The sequence below is a fragment of the Lysinibacillus sp. NPDC097195 genome (assembly GCF_044762075.1).
Lineage (GTDB): Bacteria > Bacillota > Bacilli > Bacillales_A > Planococcaceae > Lysinibacillus.
This window is the reverse complement of record NZ_JBIWDP010000001.1, coordinates 1485480-1503020: the sequence shown is the minus strand read 5'-3', so window position 1 is coordinate 1503020 and position 17541 is coordinate 1485480. Positions and strand designations below refer to the sequence as shown.

Annotated in this window: 19 protein-coding genes; 10 read left to right on the top strand and 9 right to left on the bottom strand. The window is 36.2% G+C overall.

Annotated elements, in window-relative coordinates; translation table 11 throughout:
* Nucleotides 1-166: 166 nt before the first annotated feature.
* From ACIQXI_RS07785 to ACIQXI_RS07770, 4 genes are all read left to right on the top strand, one after another.
* Complete coding sequence (locus ACIQXI_RS07785; RefSeq protein ID WP_402923197.1) at nucleotides 167-505, top strand: hypothetical protein; 339 nt, start codon at nucleotides 167-169, stop codon at nucleotides 503-505.
* Between the two features lie 29 nt (nucleotides 506-534).
* Entirely contained in the window at nucleotides 535-741 is a 207-nt protein-coding gene (locus ACIQXI_RS07780) for a hypothetical protein (RefSeq protein ID WP_402923195.1), read from the top strand.
* A 152-nt stretch (nucleotides 742-893) separates the two neighbouring features.
* Complete coding sequence (locus ACIQXI_RS07775; RefSeq protein ID WP_402923194.1) at nucleotides 894-1484, top strand: redoxin domain-containing protein; 591 nt, start codon at nucleotides 894-896, stop codon at nucleotides 1482-1484.
* A gap of 457 nt (nucleotides 1485-1941) precedes the next feature.
* A complete protein-coding gene (locus ACIQXI_RS07770) occupies nucleotides 1942-2175 on the top strand; it encodes a cold-shock protein (RefSeq protein ID WP_402923192.1) in 234 nt (77 codons plus the stop codon).
* A 423-nt stretch (nucleotides 2176-2598) separates the two neighbouring features.
* Here ACIQXI_RS07770 and ACIQXI_RS07765 read toward each other — a convergent pair whose 3' ends face one another.
* The 6 genes from ACIQXI_RS07765 to ACIQXI_RS07740 form a co-directional block, all read right to left on the bottom strand.
* Nucleotides 2599-2985, bottom strand: coding sequence for a hypothetical protein (locus tag ACIQXI_RS07765; RefSeq protein WP_402923191.1), 387 nt, complete (start codon nucleotides 2983-2985; stop codon nucleotides 2599-2601).
* A gap of 203 nt (nucleotides 2986-3188) precedes the next feature.
* Nucleotides 3189-4151 carry a carbohydrate kinase family protein gene (locus ACIQXI_RS07760; protein ID WP_402923189.1) on the bottom strand — a complete coding sequence of 321 codons (963 nt, stop codon included), beginning with the start codon at nucleotides 4149-4151 and terminating at the stop codon, nucleotides 3189-3191.
* A gap of 1 nt (nucleotide 4152) precedes the next feature.
* A complete protein-coding gene (locus tag ACIQXI_RS07755; RefSeq protein ID WP_402923187.1) occupies nucleotides 4153-5028 on the bottom strand; it encodes a DMT family transporter in 876 nt (291 codons plus the stop codon).
* 79 nt (nucleotides 5029-5107) lie between these two features.
* Entirely contained in the window at nucleotides 5108-6358 is a 1251-nt protein-coding gene (locus ACIQXI_RS07750; protein ID WP_402923185.1) for a glutamate-5-semialdehyde dehydrogenase, read from the bottom strand.
* A gap of 12 nt (nucleotides 6359-6370) precedes the next feature.
* Complete coding sequence (gene proB / locus ACIQXI_RS07745) at nucleotides 6371-7465, bottom strand: glutamate 5-kinase (RefSeq protein ID WP_402923183.1); 1095 nt, start codon at nucleotides 7463-7465, stop codon at nucleotides 6371-6373.
* 442 nt (nucleotides 7466-7907) lie between these two features.
* Nucleotides 7908-8291 (bottom strand): sodium:proton antiporter, encoded by a 384-nt coding sequence (locus ACIQXI_RS07740; protein WP_402923181.1) that lies wholly within the window; start codon nucleotides 8289-8291, stop codon nucleotides 7908-7910.
* 238 nt (nucleotides 8292-8529) lie between these two features.
* On the opposite strand from ACIQXI_RS07740, the gene ACIQXI_RS07735 reads away from it, so the two are divergent.
* Entirely contained in the window at nucleotides 8530-9153 is a 624-nt protein-coding gene (locus tag ACIQXI_RS07735) for a LysE family translocator (RefSeq protein ID WP_402923179.1), read from the top strand.
* Nucleotides 9154-9166: 13 nt separating this feature from the next.
* Nucleotides 9167-9964, top strand: coding sequence for a DUF1835 domain-containing protein (locus tag ACIQXI_RS07730; RefSeq protein WP_402923177.1), 798 nt, complete (start codon nucleotides 9167-9169; stop codon nucleotides 9962-9964).
* Nucleotides 9965-10077: 113 nt separating this feature from the next.
* Here ACIQXI_RS07730 and ACIQXI_RS07725 read toward each other — a convergent pair whose 3' ends face one another.
* The gene (locus tag ACIQXI_RS07725) at nucleotides 10078-10959 is read right to left on the bottom strand and encodes a LysR family transcriptional regulator (protein ID WP_402923175.1); all 882 of its coding nucleotides are present in this window, start codon (nucleotides 10957-10959) and stop codon (nucleotides 10078-10080) included.
* A 300-nt stretch (nucleotides 10960-11259) separates the two neighbouring features.
* On the opposite strand from ACIQXI_RS07725, the gene ACIQXI_RS07720 reads away from it, so the two are divergent.
* From ACIQXI_RS07720 to ACIQXI_RS07710, 3 genes are all read left to right on the top strand, one after another.
* Nucleotides 11260-12012, top strand: coding sequence for an alpha/beta hydrolase (locus ACIQXI_RS07720; protein WP_402923173.1), 753 nt, complete (start codon nucleotides 11260-11262; stop codon nucleotides 12010-12012).
* A gap of 378 nt (nucleotides 12013-12390) precedes the next feature.
* Complete coding sequence (gene brnQ / locus ACIQXI_RS07715; RefSeq protein WP_402923171.1) at nucleotides 12391-13740, top strand: branched-chain amino acid transport system II carrier protein; 1350 nt, start codon at nucleotides 12391-12393, stop codon at nucleotides 13738-13740.
* Nucleotides 13741-13899: 159 nt separating this feature from the next.
* Nucleotides 13900-14532, top strand: a complete 633-nt coding sequence (locus tag ACIQXI_RS07710) for a LysE family translocator (protein WP_402923169.1) — start codon at nucleotides 13900-13902, stop codon at nucleotides 14530-14532.
* A gap of 57 nt (nucleotides 14533-14589) precedes the next feature.
* Here the strand turns inward: ACIQXI_RS07710 and ACIQXI_RS07705 are convergent, their stop codons facing one another.
* Nucleotides 14590-15348: an SDR family oxidoreductase gene (locus tag ACIQXI_RS07705; protein ID WP_402923167.1), complete on the bottom strand. Its 759-nt coding sequence runs from the start codon at nucleotides 15346-15348 to the stop codon at nucleotides 14590-14592.
* Nucleotides 15349-15560: 212 nt separating this feature from the next.
* On the opposite strand from ACIQXI_RS07705, the gene ACIQXI_RS07700 reads away from it, so the two are divergent.
* Nucleotides 15561-16139, top strand: a complete 579-nt coding sequence (locus tag ACIQXI_RS07700) for a TetR/AcrR family transcriptional regulator (RefSeq protein WP_402923165.1) — start codon at nucleotides 15561-15563, stop codon at nucleotides 16137-16139.
* A 151-nt stretch (nucleotides 16140-16290) separates the two neighbouring features.
* On the opposite strand, the gene ACIQXI_RS07695 is transcribed toward ACIQXI_RS07700, so the two are convergent.
* A complete protein-coding gene (locus tag ACIQXI_RS07695) occupies nucleotides 16291-17490 on the bottom strand; it encodes a YhgE/Pip domain-containing protein (RefSeq protein WP_402923163.1) in 1200 nt (399 codons plus the stop codon).
* Nucleotides 17491-17541 lie beyond the last annotated feature (51 nt).

Sequence of the window (17541 nt, the reverse complement as noted above, 5' to 3'; positions counted from 1 at the left end):
ACAAAAGATTGATAACTATCTAAATTGAATGTTACATTATTTGGTATAATATTTATAAAATAGTTAGAAGGAGAGCCATTATCGTTATTTTGCTTCAAAAAGCCCCTTACCTACTGTTCAAAGAAAATCCCTAGAGGAAGATTACTTATCATATAAAAGTGTCCAGTTGAAGCGAATTTTAAAAAAATTAAATATAACTTTCGAAGAATATCATTTTTCTTTACGGGGCCATTTTGAAATTCTTCCTTGTAGAAAAAATCCGCCTATAGCAGCAGGAGGACAAATTCAAAAGCCTTATATTTATAAGGTGAGAGGGACTGTAAATGAAACAACTTTTATACAACTCGTTGACTATATTAAGAGACATGTTGCAGAAGAAAATCGCGTGGAGTTTTGGTCAATATGGCACAGTGATAAAATGCCTTCTAAAAATATACTTCGCATAAATCCACAGCAAATAACAATTGAAGATTTACATTTCTTAAATGAAAATGAAAATAGCTAACAAATTATTTTTTGGGAGGTGTTGTGAGTGTGGAGATAATATTGCCAATCCTTATAGTATATGGGGTTTTATTTTGGACCTATTTCAATCCGGAAAAAAGTTTATTACTGGGAAGGCGAGGGATGTACAAAGAAGAACCTCAATTAACTGAAAGTGTAATTCGTAAAACAAAAGCGAAAGCTTTAATAAGTATTATCGTGATAACGCTGATTATTATTATTTTTATAATTACATAAATTTTAAATACCTTATCCAACAATCGGACCTGATTGTAGGATAACAACTTTTTATAAAAAGCAAACGAGGGTTTGGAAAGGTTATACTTCAATTAACGCAGTAGGTTTGCTGAAAAAAGGGAATTGCTTTTAATGTTCAAGGAGGTGAATTAATGAAAGCAAAGACTATTATTGGAATGATTATTTCAATTTTAATTATTACTTACATGGTTGTTGTACTTATTAAAACCAATCTAGTAGTAGAAGAGTATCCAAGCGGTATGATAGAAGATCAGTCTAATCAATTGTCGAGTAATGATTTTGATATTGGCCTTGAAAAAAATAATTTAGCTCCTGATTTTGAATTACAAGGTTTATCGGGGGAATTATTTAGGTTGTCTGATTATAAAGGGAAAAAAGTATTTCTTAACTTTTGGGCGTCGTGGTGCGGACCTTGTAAAGTTGAGATGCCTTACATGGAGAATTATTATAAAAAACACAAGGACTTAGAGAATGTAGAGATTATTGCAGTAAACATGACTAAAAGAGAAATAAATGGTAACAAAGTGCAAGGTTTTGTGGATTCCTATGGATTAACTTACCCTGTGTTGTTAGACAGTGAAGGCGAAGTAGAGAAGTTATATAAGGTTCTTAGCTATCCAACAACCTATTTAATTAACGAGGATGGAATAATCGTAAATGGATTTACAGGTTCGGTCAATAATGAGGAAGAGATTAAAAAATTGATTGACAGTATAAAATAAGATTATCTATTTTGCTCTTGTTAAACAAATGTTTTAGTGCAACAAAGATTTATAGCGTATACATAAATGAACTTAATAACGTTCCCAAATTGAAGTTTGGAAAGAAACGGAAATCCAAGAAATGCTGTTAAACCAATTTTCCTTGGATTTTCCTTTGAATATTGTCTATACAGATTTTTATGCAAATATTAAACAGGGCTACGATAATACTTTTCAAGATTATGCAAATAGTGATAATTGAATAAAAACCTGTATATTTAATTGAAATAACGATCTTCAACAATCGGGCGCGATTGTGTAACAAGAACCATCGCTCGTTGCTCGTTTTTATTAAAGGGCCCTATTAATGAATAACGTTTTTTAAGCTATGTAACTAAACGACCGTTTAGGAATATTTTCAACTCTACTAACTGGTAGTTATATAATGACTTTACCTTATGAAAATGGAGGTTTTATAATGAGACATAACATTAAAGGTGTCTGTAAAATTTATTACGAAGACGAGGGTTGGGGATGGATTTCAATTGAAGGTGAGGATGACATATGGGTACACTTTAGTGGTATTCAAATGGATGGTTTTAGATCACTTACTAAAGGTGACATAGTATCGTTTGACCTTGAAGAAAATCCACATTTAAAAGAACAATCACGTCGAGCTGTAAATGTTAAGAAACTCGTAAAATTCAACTAGCATGTGCTTTCGTGCAATCAGTATTCCAATATCCTTTCCAAATAAAAGTTTAAGACACTGAAAAACGATTTTCAACAACCGGGCGCGATTCTCTAATAAGAATCAGCGATTATTTGCATTAAAAGGCCAGATTGTTGAATAAGAAAAGGTACTGATTAATTCGATAAGAGACTTGCTATACAAGTTTTTATACAAATAAAGAACAAGCTCAGCAAGGATGAACACCGTTCCATCCAGGGTGTGCATCATCTGTATTAAATGCTGCATAACCTAATATTCATACAAAAGGGCACGAAACGTTGATTTAACAACGTTCGTGCATTTTTAATGTGTCTCCAACTTGCATTTGGGAACGTTAATTAATTTTTTAATTTATATCATATTCAATTGAAGATATGCGTAATGCTTGAATTGACCTTGTTGTTAACGTACAGCTTTTACTATTTTTAATGTTTTCAAAAATGCTATACATAAAGCAAGTACAACTGTGTACAGAAACACACCAATCATAGAATAGAGAGCGTTTAACTCTAAACTAATTGAAGGATACCCATTGTGAGCATTAAAATGATATTCTGTATCTGCGTATGCTGACCAAACGTAAAATAGCGTAAAAATTAGTAGAATTACGGCAAGTATTGCTTTCTTATGAAAAATAATTCCAATAAAATTCTCCTTAAAAATTTGAGTGAACTTTATCTGACCTTTTCGTTGTTTGATTACGTTCATTCCACTTCGAAATGGAAGCAAAAAAAACGTAATCAATCCACTATAAACTATAAGAAATACTATGATTTCTGAATACTCCATTATACCCTCCCATTTTTTTCTTTTCCTTTTAAGACTTCCTAGCAAAGAAATAAGTTTCATATTATTGGAAAATAACTTTATTTAAGCATTAATTGAAATATAAAAGATCCACAAAGCGGGATTTAGGTGCATTTTTGTATCGATGTTAAAGAAAACTCTAAAAACAAACTCCATTTTGATGCTGTCAAAATGGAGTCTTTTATTTAAAATGAAAAGGGTACTTCCTGTAGAGTTGGAAAGGAAGGGATGGCACCATGTTTTGTTATGGATGCACTAGCGTATAGATTGGCAAAGGAAAGAAGGGGCGTAGCAAATGTTTCGCAAAAGGCTTTGATGTCATCTATCGTAATATTCTTTTGCAACAACATACTTAAAATAGCACCGATAAAGGCATCACCTGCACCTGTTGTATCGATGGCCTGTACGTTATTAGCCGCTACTTTTACATGTTGATCCTTCGTATATAAACTAGCTCCTTGTGCACCATGGGTCACGAAAAGCACTTGGATTTTCCCTTGGAATAATGATTCAACCGCTAACTTTTCATCTTTAATTTGCGTTAAAAACTTTAGCTCCTCATCAGAAAGTTTCACAATATGCGCTTTTGGTAGAAAATGAAAAATGGTTTGTCGACAAGCTTCTGCGTCATGCCACAAAGGGAGGCGTACATTCGGATCAAATGATACAAGACAACCCGCCTGATGTGCTTGGGCAATCATCGCCTCATGCGTTTGCTTCATGGGGCTGTCCACCAAGTTCACCGAGCAAAAGTGGAGGATGTCATTGGCTGTTAGTAAATTGGCGGGCAATTGTTCTGGACGATAAAGTAAATCTGCTGCATTTTTTCGGTAAAATAAAAAATCACGCTCTCCATCGGCTGTTAAAGAAACGAAGGCGAGACTTGTTTCACCTTCCGTAGTTTGTGCGATATAACGAGTGTCTACGCCGGCTTGTTTGACTGTCTTGATTAAAAAATCACCAAATGCATCTTGACCTACCTGGGTAAGTAATGCGGCAAGTTGCCCTAATTTTGCACAGACAGCGGCAACATTGGCAGGGGCACCACCAGCATTTTTCGTGAATTGTTCGACTGTAAGAAGCGAACCACCTTGACCAGAAGGGGTGAAATCAATTAACAACTCGCCAATAGCATACAGTTTCCGCATATTAAACCTCCTTTTTAGATTGTTTTGGAATGTAAATCGTATAAAAAATCCCGCCGAAAATTAATAGAATGCCCACAGTTTGCATAATGCTAGGCATAAAATCCAGTAATAACATATCTAATAAAATCGCAACGACAGGATCAACAAATACTAAAACAGACACTAGAATCGTAGATAAATTGCGAATACTATCGAAAAATAAATAATAGACAAATCCAGTATGAATAAAGCCTGTACCTAAAATATAGAGCCAATTCGTCGTTGTTAATCCTTCAAATAGGGAAAAATCCACAAAAGGTAAAAGTATAATGATACCAACTGTCGTTTGGATAAATGTTAAAGCATAGGAACTTAACTGTGTTATTATGCGGCTCGTTAACATTGTCAAAGCATAGAACAAAGCAGAGAGTAATGCCCAAATAAAGCCTGACTGCAAAAATTCAGACAAAGTAATAAAATTATGTAAACCGATAATGAAAATACTACCAATAAAACAAGTCAATGTGGCGACAAGAGCTTGAATAGTCATTTTCTCTTTTAAAAACAGTGCGCCTAAAATAAGGACAAAAATCGGAGCTAGATTATAAATGGAGATGGCTATTGAAATCGACATCTCTTCAAATGCTTTAAATAAAAAAACCCAATTTAGGACGATAAAGACGCCGCATAAAAGTGTACGTACAATTTCTTTTTTGTGCCAAACTTCAGTTTTATGGCCTCCTGTTATAAGCCACAAGGCACTAAGAAAGAGAGTGGCACATATACAACGAATAAAGACAAGCTCGAGAGCAGGTACGCCCGTATGGATCGTGAAAAAGCCAATGGAACCAAAAATGGCCATTGATATCGTCAATTTTATAATGGCTGAAGCTTGCATATCAAACCTTCTTTCTAAAAAGTTTTGAGGAAACCGACAGCGTAGAGGACTGTCGGTTTTAGCTATTGGTAAAAAGTCGTTATTCGCGGATTTGCCCATTGCCATGAATAAAATATTTTGTAGAGGTTAATGCAGGTAAGCCCATTGGCCCTCGTGCATGTAATTTTTGTGTACTAATGCCGATTTCAGCGCCATAGCCGAACTCAAAGCCATCAGTAAAACGAGTAGAGGCATTATGGTAAACGGCTGCCGCATCGACATTATTTAAAAATGTCTCCGCTACAAGTTGGTCTTCTGAAATAATAGCTTCGGAATGGTTTGTTCCATAATGATTAATATGTTCGATGGCCTCAAATACATTTTCAACAATTTTAACGCTTATTTTTAAATCTAAATATTCTGTTGCAAAGTCCTCCGCTGTAGCGAGCTGTGCAAAATCGAACGCTTGGCAAACTGCTGCATCACCGATAATTGTTACACCCGCATTGTGTAAAGCATTTAGCAACTTTGGTCCATATTCACTAAACCAGTGGGGATGAATCAGTAAGCTTTCAGCGGCATTACAAACAGAAGGGCGTTGTGTTTTAGCGTTTAAACAGATTCTTTCTGCTTTTACATAATCAGCAGTTTGGTCCACGTAAATATGACAATTACCTGCCCCTGTTTCCAACACAGGTACAGAAGCTTCGCGCACGACTAAATCAATAAGTGCTTTCCCACCACGTGGAATTAATACATCAAGGTATTCTTTTAGATGGAATAATTCCTTTGCCGTTTCACGACTTGTATCTTCGATGAGTTGTACTGCATCAACAGGGATAGAGGTTTTTTCAAGTGCTCGATGAATACTTGCAACAAGTGCTATATTTGAATACTTTGCAGAAGAGCTTCCTCGTAAAATAACTGCATTCCCGGTTTTTAACGATAAAGTAGCCGCATCTACTGTCACATTTGGTCTTGCTTCGTAAATCATGCCGATGACACCAATAGGTACCATGCGTTTTTCAATCTGTAAGCCGTTATCTTTCTCAATACGTTCAAGGATTGTGCCAACAGGGTCATTTAATGTTACTAATAAATGAATGGCATCGGCCATTGCTGCAATACGGTCTTCATTTAACATAATGCGATCAAGTGTCGAAGCGGGCATGCCCATTTCTTTGCCGGCTGCTAAATCCTTACCATTTTCTGCAATTATCGTCTCTTGATCGATCAATAATTGCTCAGCTATTTTTGTTAAAGCCTCATTTTTCTCACATGTGGTTTTAATATTTAATATATAACTCGCGGCTTTTGCGCGTTGTCCTTTTAGGTAAACCTCGCTTGTCATTTTTAGTCCTCCTTAATGTGTCTGTCCTTTTAACCATTTATCACGATGAATAACTTCGATTGGATAGTTCGTTAACTCATCAGTCCGTTTACCCATTGCATGTGCTAGTTCAAGAGAAGAATATAAAACTTCGCCCCGTCCAAGTAGTCTACTATCACTATAAACCTCTACAACATCTCCTTGTGCAAAATCACCTTCAACCCGATAGACGCCAGCAGGTAGTAAACTTTTTCCATTCTCTAATAAGGCATGTTCAGCACCGTTGTCTACAAAAATTTTACCAGAAATTTCTGTGAGTGCTATCCATTGTTTATTGTTAGTTAAGACAGCAAGCGCCTCATGTTCAACATACGTGCCATCTCCATGACCATTCATAATATCGATGAGTTTATGTGCGCCATAGCCAGTGCCGATAAAAACTTTTACACCAGCATTTAAAGCTGCACGGGCTGCCAATAGTTTAGACTCCATGCCACCAGTGCCAACTTTAGAGCCTGCACCATCAGCGAAGCCTAGCATTTCATCTGTCACTTGAGTTAATCGATCAATGCGCTTTGCTTGCGGATTTTTATTGGGATTAGCATCATATAAACCATTTATGTCTGTGAGAATAATGAGCTGATCTGCATGCACGAGTCCACTGACAAGAGCTGACAGCATATCATTATCGCCAAAAGTTAACTCACTAACGGATACAGTATCGTTTTCGTTAATAATTGGTAGCATGGCACGCTCTAACAATTCCTCAAATGTAGCATAGGCATTTTTATAGCGCTCTTTTTTCGAAAAATCAGTACGTGTAAGTAAAATTTGGGCAGGCGTTATATCATAAATGCTAAATAATGCATGATACGTTTGGATAAGTAAACTCTGGCCGACTGCGGCAGCTGCTTGTTTTCCTTTTACTGTTACTGGACGAGAAGGGTAGCCTAGTTGTTTAAAGCCTGCTGCTACTGCACCTGAAGATACAAGTAGCACTTCATGACCGCATTTTTTTAATTCCGCAATGGCTTGCACATGGTCCATTAAGCGTACTTTGTCAATTTCGCCTTTCGCATTCGTTAAGGAACTACTGCCAATTTTTACGACGATTCTTTTTCTTTCCATCACAATTCCTCCAGTTCACCATTTGTGATCGCCACTTTATTACAAATAAAAATAAAAAAACCTTCTCGTCCTAAATAAATTAGGACGAAAAGGTTGCTTTCCGTGGTACCACCTACATTGAATATCTTGAGATATTCCACTTTGCTCATAACGCTAGAGACTGCGCCTAGTTTGGCTAGGACGTTTCACGAAGTAGGTTCTGTAGTCTTTTTTGTACAATACCTTGCAGCCGGTGGGTATCGCTCTCTTATCAATTAGTTTCTACGTACTAGTCTTCGTTCGTTTTCATTGTATGAGGAGATCGAGGTCGAGATTTGACCGAGATGCTCTTTTCGAACAAGTAATTGAATAAAGAATGCACTACTTCTTAGTGTCTGTCAAGCTGAATTGAAAAAATCTATAAAATTTAAGGATAAACTATATTTAGTGCAAAACATATGCACTATTTAAACCACCAAATGGCAATGAATAATGGTAACATCGCCAAAATCATAACAAAGAAACTCCATAATAGTTGTTTTCCTGTTGTCATGTTTTTTGGCTTAATGCTCATTCTTTCATAGAGTTGATTGATGGCGCGCTGCTCTTTTGCGTAGAGCATAGATTGAAATTCATCGTAATCTTGAATATAACTTGATGGGGGTCTTGGGCTAAAACGTAAACTACGAATATCTTCGGTTATCTCCTTGTCACCAATCCAATAGGTAATAACGGGTGCGAGGCCAGAGGATTGCGTAGCTTGAACGTCGATATTATGTGTTTTCATTTTATATAGGACATGCCCTTGCTCGTCCTCAAATTCTTGAACTATATCACTGACTGCCATCGGCAAATCACCTCTTTCTGGATGCAATACGTAATATAACCATTATATATGGTTAATTATAAAGCATAAGCGAAAAGAAATGTTGAATGAACGAGCCATCAATGATAAAAAAATTTTAAGAAAAATTCTATATATAGTCATAAACTCGCAACTAAAGTAGTGCAAAACGTGTAGTATAATGAAAATAAAGCCAAAAAATTATATTTTTTTCTAATAGCAGTAGGAAGAAGGGGAAGAATTGGAAATTTCAACGTTACTAACATTTTTAGGAGCGGCCATCATTTTAACATTAATGCCAGGACCGGATAATTTATTTGTTCTTGCGCAAAGCATTACGCAAGATAAGAAGGCAGGTATTGCCACATCACTAGGTCTTTGTACAGGATTGCTTGTGCATATTGGTGCTGCAGTTTTAGGTATCTCTGCAATTGTTTATCAATCGACTGTTATTTTTTCAATTGTGAAATTTGCAGGGGCTGCTTATTTATTATATTTGGCTTGGCAGTCATTTCGAGCAAAGGATGATCCATTTACTTTGGAACAGCAGAATCGACAATCTTTCATGTTGTTATATCGTAAAGGGATTTTGATGAATATTTTAAATCCAAAAGTTTCTTTATTTTTCTTAGCACTATTGCCACAGTTTGTAAATCCATTGCAAGGACAAGTGGCGTTACAGATGCTTATTTTGGGTATGGTATTTTTAGTGCAGGCACTAATACTGTTTTCACTATTTAGTATTTTTGCGGGAAAAGTTAGAAATATGATTATAGGAAAACCAGCTATTGCTAAACGTTTGAATCTGGTGCAAGGTGTACTATTTACAATTATCGGCATAAAAATCGCACTAAGTAAACAATAAAAGGAGGGGTTTTATGGCTATCCTACATATTACCTTTAGCTTGTCTACACAAGGGTCTATTAAGCATGCGATACGACAACATCATTTACAGCGAGAAGAGGCAGTGATTTGTGTCAATGATATTTTTACGATTGGACCACTGACGAGTTTGGAAAATCGAAAAAAATGGCTAGATACCAATATATTTAGAGATATAGAGGAACGAGAATTATACGAGGATTACCATAATATATGGAAGAAATCAATTGCCGGCATCCCTTGTGATACGGATGTTTGGATATGGTATAGCCAAAATTCACACGAAGAAATTGCTTTACGCTATGTGATGAGTGAATTTATAAATAAATGTAGTATGGTTTTTGGAATTGATGCTACGGAAGGATTAAAACGAATTCAACCAGATATGTCCATTCGCTATACGGGAGAACTATCGTCCGATATGCTGATGAAGCTGCGACCAGATGCGAAGCGCTTTACAATTGAGGAGTGCCGCCGACTTGCTAAAGAATGGGAAGTGCTGAAGCAAAATTCTAGTACATTGCGCGTCTGGGAACATACGATTGTGCATACAGAGGAATCCGAATATGATGCAGTAATCATTGAATGTGCAAAGGATTTACAAGCTAACAACAAGGAGTTATGGCTTTCACCAGGAACTGTTGTTGGGCAAACTATTAATAAAATTAATGACTATATAAGCGAAGCATTTATTGAATATAGACTTTTCACCTTGGCTGAACAGGGGCTATTTGAACTTAGTGGGGACACGACAGATATGTTTTCTTACGAAATAAAATATATAGGGAATTAACGTAGTAAAGAATACATTGGCTACAATAAAGATATAGCAAAAAGTGTTAGATTGATGGCGATCAATCTAACACTTTTTGTCTTTTGCTCCAGGCTTTCAATATGATGCCGAGATTATTCTTTATCATAATAGTCAAAGACAAATTTTTGAAACTGGCGTGCGGATGGTGGAAGATAACGATTTTCAATCCAAGCCATGCCAATAATACGTTCACAAACCATATCTTCAACATGAATTTTCACGACTTTTTTGGGGTTTAAATCTTCATCATCAGGTAAAAGTGAAACACCAAGACCGGCACCTACAAACCCTGCAACAGTCGAGACTTCATCGCCTTCATACGTAATTTTAGGCTTAATGCCCGCAGCATTTAATAATCGATCAGCCGTACGACGCAATGCATAGCCTTTTTTCATTAGCACAAAGTTTTCATTCTCTAGTTCTTTCATTTTAATGCTTTTCCGATTGGCAAGATGGTGATCAATAGGCACCATTATGTAAAGCTCGTCGCGCCACAATTCTTTCCAACAAACAGGTGGTTCAGTGTTGATAGCTGCAAGTAAGCAAAGGTCCAACTCACCTGCAATGAGCTGCTTTAACTGTGAATGTGAATAGTTTTGTGTGAAATGAAAGCGAATATGCGGATGATGCTGGCGAAATGCGCGGATCAAATCAGGGACAATACTTGTTCCGAGTGTATGTAAAAAGCCGAGTGATACATCTCCAAGCTCGGGATTATTAAGTTCTTGTAATTCTAACACTGCCTTTTCATATTCTTTGCGCATACGTTGCACACGATATAGAAATAGTTCACCATAACGATTTAGCATGATAGAGCGTCCTTGGCGGTCAAATAAAGGTACTCCTAACTCTTCCTCAAGCTTTGAAATCGATCGACTAAGTGCAGGCTGTGAGATAGCTAATACTTCAGCAGCGCGTGTCATATGCTCAAGCTTTGCGACTGTAGCAAAATATTCCAATTGTTGCCACTCCATAGGATCACCTCTCCAAAAATAGTATTACTATTAGTTACCTGCATTATAACGGGAAAAAGATAGGAAGTATAGGAAACGAGGAAAATTTTTAAAAGGCTATACAATGGATTTTTTATAAAGTAAATTTTAAAATTTTTTAGTACTAACAAAGAGCGGTTTACAGGGCTTCAACCTTACATCATTCATGCATAAAACGTATCGAAACGATAAAAACTATAAATTGTACATTATGAATAAAGGGTGTTAAGATAGACACATAAAATACACATACACAAATTTCCGTGAAGGGGATATTATAAAATGAAGTTAACAAAGCCACAACCTCTAACAATTGAGGGAGGCAAAAAAGCCGTACTATTACTGCATGGGTTTACAGGTAGCACAAAAGACGTGAAAAAGCTAGGGGAATTTTTATCCAAACGTGGTTATACTGTGCATGCACCTATTTATAGTGGGCATGGGGTAGAACCGGAAGCCCTGCTTGAAACAAAGCCAGAAGATTGGTGGAATGATGTAGTAGAAGGCTACAACTTCCTAAAAAATAAAGGCTATGAAGAAATTGCAGTAGTAGGCATTTCACTTGGCGGAGTCTTTTCTTTAAAAGTAGCTGAACAATTCCCTGTAAAAGGTGTTGTTGCCATGTGTGCGCCGATAACACGCGCTAGTTCGAATGGCTTGTTTACACGTTTATACAATTACGCAAGACTTTATAAACACTTTGAAAACAAATCAAAAGACCAAATTATTTCAGAATTACACGAATTACGCATTACGCCAAAAGATTCTTTAGATGGCGTTACTCGTTTAACTGAAGAAACACGCGAAGATTTATCAACAATTAAAGCTCCAACTTTAGTATTGCAAGGTTTATTAGACGATGAGCTCTATCAACAAAGTGCTCCGTTTATTATAGATACAGTTAAAACAGATGATAAAGAAATCATTTGGTATGAAAATTCAGGGCATATCATTACGTTAGATAAAGAACGTGAGAAAGTATATGAAGATGTCTACAAATTTTTAGACCATATTGAATGGTCTGTTGCAAACTAAGAGCTGTCGCCAGACAGCTTTTTTTATTTGATAATTTTTACTTGATTTGCTAGGAACTGTACATTAAACATTATTCTAAGAAAAAACTATTGTTTTTATAATAAATGCCTGTTACCATAATGAAATTATAGTGAAAATTCATGCGATTTAACTTATTTCAGTATAATGCCTCTACGTACTGTTATGGCGGAATAAATACAAATCATTACTGAAGTAAGTTGTAGTTCAATTTAGCTGAATCAAGTTAAATCCCTAGCGGATGTCACAGATTTGAAAGGGGTGCTTTTCGAGCCTGCTCGAAAAAATCTGGACGTAATGACGCCAAGGCGTCTTTGATAAATTTGCTATAGTCAAACACATCTAAGGAGTACATCAATTATGCAAAAGAAAGTATCTTTTTCTACCTATGCAGTCATTGGAACGATGCTATTTGGACTGTATTTTGGAGCAGGAAATCTTATTTTTCCAATTCAACTTGGACAACTAGCAGGAACGAATTTTTGGTTTGCCCTTGTCGGTTTTTTAGTAACGGCGATTGGCTTACCATTTTTAGGTATTTTAGCAATCGGTTTATCGGGCAGTAATGGACTGCGTGATTTAGCGAGTCGTATCCATCCTTTATTCGGCGTTATTTTTTCACTAGCGTTATATTTAACAATTGGACCCTTTTTCGCTATTCCACGAACGGCTACAGTGCCATTTGTAGTTGGTTTTGAACCATATATCAATGCAGATCATGCGACAATGTTACTTGCACTATTTAGCTTCGTATTTTTTGCAATTGTCTATTATTTCTCATTAAATCCAGCCAAGATTATGGATTATATCGGTAAGGTCTTAACACCAGCCTTTTTAGTTGTATTATTTATTTTAATTATTATTAGTATTGTAAAGCCGATGGGTCATTTCCAACAGCCGATGGGTGATTATATTCATTCTTCCTTTATGACTGGCTTTAAAGAAGGATACAATACGATGGACGCACTGGCATCACTAGCATTTGGTATCGTTGTTATTAATGCCATCAAGAGTGCAGGTATTACAGATAGAAAAGACATTGCGAAGGCAACATGGACATCAGGCATCTTTGCTATGGCATTAATGACGCTTATTTACGGGCTCATTACGTACATGGGTGCATCTAGTATTGATGCGGTCGGAACATTTGATAATGGTGGTTTAATTTTTGCCGCAGTGGCAGATCATTATTTCGGCTCATTTGGCGCAATTTTATTAGCTGTTATTATTGTGCTAGCTTGTTTAAAAACAAGTATTGGCTTAATCACTTCTTGTAGTGAATTTTTCCATGAAGTGTTTCCGAAAGTAAGCTATAAATGGTTTGTTTTCATTTTGTGCGTTGTGTCATTTTCAATTGCTAACTTTGGTTTAAATAATATTATCAAATTTGCTATTCCAGTATTAATGTTCTTATATCCATTAGCTATTGTCCTCATTCTACTAGCATTAAGCTCTTCGTTATTCAACAATAAGCAAACAGTTTATGCATCCGCTATGTTTTTAACGTTTTTCGTTAGCTTAATCGACGGCTATAAAGCACTCGTTGACAGCATGCCAGGAGCTAAATTGACGCTGTTGGACACAGTAGAGCGATTTTATTCCAATGTTTTACCGTTATATGATATCGGACTAGGGTGGATATTACCGGCTATCATTGGCGTAATAATTGGATTACTTTTACCGTCAAAAAAAAAACTACTATTTAACTAATACATGCAAAAAGCATACACATTCTGTATTGAACTGCCCCGTAAAAGTTAGACACCAATCTAACTTTTACAGGGGTTTTCTTATACAAAAATAATATATGCAGAAAATTAATTCAATTTAATTTATAATGTAATGTATATTGTTTTAAGGAGTGGGCGTATGCATGAAATTTGGATGTTTACAGCAGTAGCTTTGATGATTGTAATGGTTCCTGGGGTGGATTCTCTTCTAGTACTAAAAAATACAATTATACATGGCAAGAAAGCAGGCTTTTTTACAATGGTAGGCATTATACTTGCTCTTGTTGTTTGGACAACACTCGCTGTTCTCGGACTCGCTACAATTATTTCAAAATCAATGATCGTATTTTTAGCTATAAAATATGCAGGTGCTGCATATTTAATCTATTTAGGTATTCAATCGTGGCGTGCACGGGCTCAAAATATGATGCTACAAGAAGAGGTTATGTTCAAACAAGGTACAGGAAAAAATGTATCGTTTAACTGTATGACACAGGGCATTACGACAGATCTTTTGAATCCAAAAACATTGCTTTTATATGTAACATTAATGCCTCAATTTATTGAGCCCAATGTTAATATTAACGTACAATTAATCATATTGGCAGCCATTTTAATCGGACTATCGATTATTTGGTTAGGAATTGTTATTTTGGTGATGAATGTTATTCGCAAATGGTTTATGAAACAGACTGTACAAGCAATTTTTAATAAAATTACCGGTGTCATGTTAGTGGGGATTGGTATTCGGATTGCGACTGAAAAAGGATAACGTTACTTTAAAAATGCACGCGTTGGGCAGTTCCCAAGGCATGCATTTTTTAATTTCTTAGTAAGCAGTCCAACCGCCATCAACAGCAATAATTTGCCCATTCACAAAGCTTGCTTCATCTGAGCCTAAGAAAATTGCAAGCTGTGCTATTTCTTCAGGCTGTCCAGCACGTGGATTAATTGCTAATCCTAGTGATTGACGGGCTGCCCCAACTTCGCTCATATTTGTCATAGATGAGGCAATATTTGTCATAACAGCGCCTGGGGCAATGCCATTACAACGAATATTTTGGTTTGCATACATAAATGCTGTATTTTTTGTTAGACCTACTACGGCATGTTTAGATGCCGTATAGGCAGCACCTGCTCGAGCACCGTACAGTCCACCAGCAGAAATATTATTAACAAAGACCCCATGACCTTGTTCAAGGAAAATTTTTGTGGCCATGCGCATTGATTGCATGACAGCAGTAGTGTTGACAGCAAATACTTTATCCCAACGCTCATCCGAAATCTCACCGACAGGCTCCATACCATCCATAATACCTGCATTGTTTACTAAAATATCTAAACGACCATAGTGACTTATTGTTTCTTTAAATAAGCGTTGTAAGTCATCTGTTGAAGCGACATTTGTTTGGAGTGCAATGGCTGTACCACCAGCTGCTTGTATGCCATCCGCAACGGCTTGTGCACCATCTAAATTCAAATCAGACACAACAACTTTTGCGCCTTCTTTAGCATAACCTTCTGCTATTGCTTTGCCCATTCCTGATGCTGCACCCGTAATGATTGCTACTTTTTCTTGTAATCTCATATTTAAATCCTCCTAATGTAATTGAATTTGTCATTGTCGTGAAGCAAAACCGGAAAAACGATGCTTGCGCATAGAGATTGTCGGCTTTGTATTGAACATGTGTTCATTAAAATAATATAATAACGATGTAAGCGATTTCAATATGCAGAAATCGAAGAACTGTTTAGTAATCAACACTTTTAAAAATTTTGTTTAATAAGGGGTTGAAAAAATTGTCGGTTAACGATTTAAGAGTAGTTAAAACAAAGCAAGCTTTACATAATGCCTTGCTCACGTTATTAAGTGATAAACCTTTAGAAAATATATCGATTGCGGAAATATGCCGTGTGGCAAAAGTGAATAGGGGCACATTTTATTTGCATTACGAACAAAAAGAGAAATTGTTTGAGGAATACTTTCAGGAAATTGTAGAGGATTTATATAATTCCTATGAGGAGCCATATCGTACAGCAAGGACTATTATGAAAAATCAACTAGATCCAAATACGATCCGCATATTTCATCATATAGAACGCTTTAAACTATTTTATCGAATTGTTTTTTCGAAAAATGTACCGCTAACTTATTATTATATGTTATTTGATGAAATTCAATTGCTATTAAAAAGAGATTTAGCCCAAAATAAAATTGGCGATATAACGACTGATTATTATAGTGCTTATCAAGCAAATGCAATTATCGGTTTGATTATTGAGTGGTATCGACATGATTTTGCGGATAGTGCTAATGTACTCAATCAACAACTTGCAGCCATCTTACGTTTTGATGAAAAGCGTGTAAATCACCACTAAAGCTCGCGGAATCGCCACTAAACAAAATGCAACATCCACTAAACCATGAGAAATCGCCATTAAAGCTCGTGGAATCACCACTAAAGCTCGAAGCTACCGTTAACCATCGTAAAAAAGTGTTAGATTGGCTATCAATCTAACACTCATTCTATTATTGAGGTATTGTCATCTCGACCTGTTGTGCCATTTTAGGCCTTTTTAAGGCTACTGCTAAAGTTGCAATGGCTAGTGTAACAGTGATAATAATGCCTAATGAACTACTATTATTCTTCAAATTTTCAGCACTACCACCAAAAATAATTGTATAATACCCATCTGCCCCGTATGTTGCTGGTAAAAGGGAAGCGAGACGATGGTAAAAATCAGAAAGCATCGCATTCGGTACGAGGACGCCAGATGTTACCAGTTGTAAGGATAATGCACAAATATTAAAGACCATGCCACCATTGCCGAAGATGATGACAAAAACTTGTGCTAAACATAAAAATGCCCAAAACATCAACGCTTGGAATAGATAAATAGTGAAAAAACTTTCATCGCTGGAAATGCTAAAGAGTTGCATTAAGCCTATAGTCAGTAAAGGTAAAATAAAAGCAACAGCAATATTGACAAGCTGTCTAGCAAAAAATAAGGACCATTTTGATACAGTATGCTGTACCATTTCTGCTGCCTGTTGATGTTGCATAATCATGACCATTGCACCAACAAATGATGAAATAATCACCATTAACGGCACGAAATTTGCAGCAAAGCCTTTAACATCATTTGTTTTAATAATGGTAGATGTAACTGTTTGATCTTTTAGTTCCTTAATCGTTGTAGCGACGGTGTCTTGCACTTTAATGGCTATATTTTGTTCCAGTGGTAATTGTGATATTTGTTGTGAAAAGGCCTTTATCACCTCGCCTTGCTGTACGGGGAATAGCGTATGATTGACTTCCTCTGTCACCTGTTTTGCTACGCCTTCCATCATTGATTTGACGAGACTTGCATTTGCTTGATTAATAGAATAAATAATATTTGCTTCTTTTCCTGACTGTAATTGAGCAGTGAAATTAGCAGGTATATGAATCATCATCGTAATACGACGTTGATTTAAAGCCTTTTCTGCCTTGTCAATGGAGGTGAAATCTTGTGTTTTAAAAGGCAATGACTGTTGTAAACCATTAATCACTTCTTTGCCAATGGCTGTATCTTCACTAATAAAGCCAATTGCTAAGTTTTCTGTCCTATCATTTATGCCTTCATAAGCAGTCATCCAAAACGTAAAGAATATTAATTGAAAAGCAATGGTAGCGGCAATGCCGATATACGTTTCACGAATTTTAAATAATGCTTGTAAACCTATCATGACGAGCCTCCTTAAAGTAAGTACTTACTTGCATTGGATGTAAAATTTTTT

Bases quoted from the DNA above. Each gene is read 5' to 3' on its own strand.
- ACIQXI_RS07775 (WP_402923194.1), top strand. From the start codon at position 894: ATGAAAGCAAAGACTATTATTGGAATGATTATTTCAATTTTAATTATT.
- ACIQXI_RS07770 (WP_402923192.1), top strand. From the start codon at position 1,942: ATGAGACATAACATTAAAGGTGTCTGTAAAATTTATTACGAAGACGAG.
- ACIQXI_RS07765 (WP_402923191.1), bottom strand. From the start codon at position 2,985: ATGGAGTATTCAGAAATCATAGTATTTCTTATAGTTTATAGTGGATTG.
- ACIQXI_RS07760 (WP_402923189.1), bottom strand. From the start codon at position 4,151: ATGCGGAAACTGTATGCTATTGGCGAGTTGTTAATTGATTTCACCCCT.
- ACIQXI_RS07755 (WP_402923187.1), bottom strand. From the start codon at position 5,028: ATGCAAGCTTCAGCCATTATAAAATTGACGATATCAATGGCCATTTTT.
- ACIQXI_RS07750 (WP_402923185.1), bottom strand. From the start codon at position 6,358: ATGACAAGCGAGGTTTACCTAAAAGGACAACGCGCAAAAGCCGCGAGT.
- proB (WP_402923183.1), bottom strand. From the start codon at position 7,465: ATGGAAAGAAAAAGAATCGTCGTAAAAATTGGCAGTAGTTCCTTAACG.
- ACIQXI_RS07740 (WP_402923181.1), bottom strand. From the start codon at position 8,291: ATGGCAGTCAGTGATATAGTTCAAGAATTTGAGGACGAGCAAGGGCAT.
- ACIQXI_RS07730 (WP_402923177.1), top strand. From the start codon at position 9,167: ATGGCTATCCTACATATTACCTTTAGCTTGTCTACACAAGGGTCTATT.
- ACIQXI_RS07725 (WP_402923175.1), bottom strand. From the start codon at position 10,959: ATGGAGTGGCAACAATTGGAATATTTTGCTACAGTCGCAAAGCTTGAG.
- ACIQXI_RS07720 (WP_402923173.1), top strand. From the start codon at position 11,260: ATGAAGTTAACAAAGCCACAACCTCTAACAATTGAGGGAGGCAAAAAA.
- brnQ (WP_402923171.1), top strand. From the start codon at position 12,391: ATGCAAAAGAAAGTATCTTTTTCTACCTATGCAGTCATTGGAACGATG.
- ACIQXI_RS07710 (WP_402923169.1), top strand. From the start codon at position 13,900: ATGCATGAAATTTGGATGTTTACAGCAGTAGCTTTGATGATTGTAATG.
- ACIQXI_RS07705 (WP_402923167.1), bottom strand. From the start codon at position 15,348: ATGAGATTACAAGAAAAAGTAGCAATCATTACGGGTGCAGCATCAGGA.
- ACIQXI_RS07695 (WP_402923163.1), bottom strand. From the start codon at position 17,490: ATGATAGGTTTACAAGCATTATTTAAAATTCGTGAAACGTATATCGGC.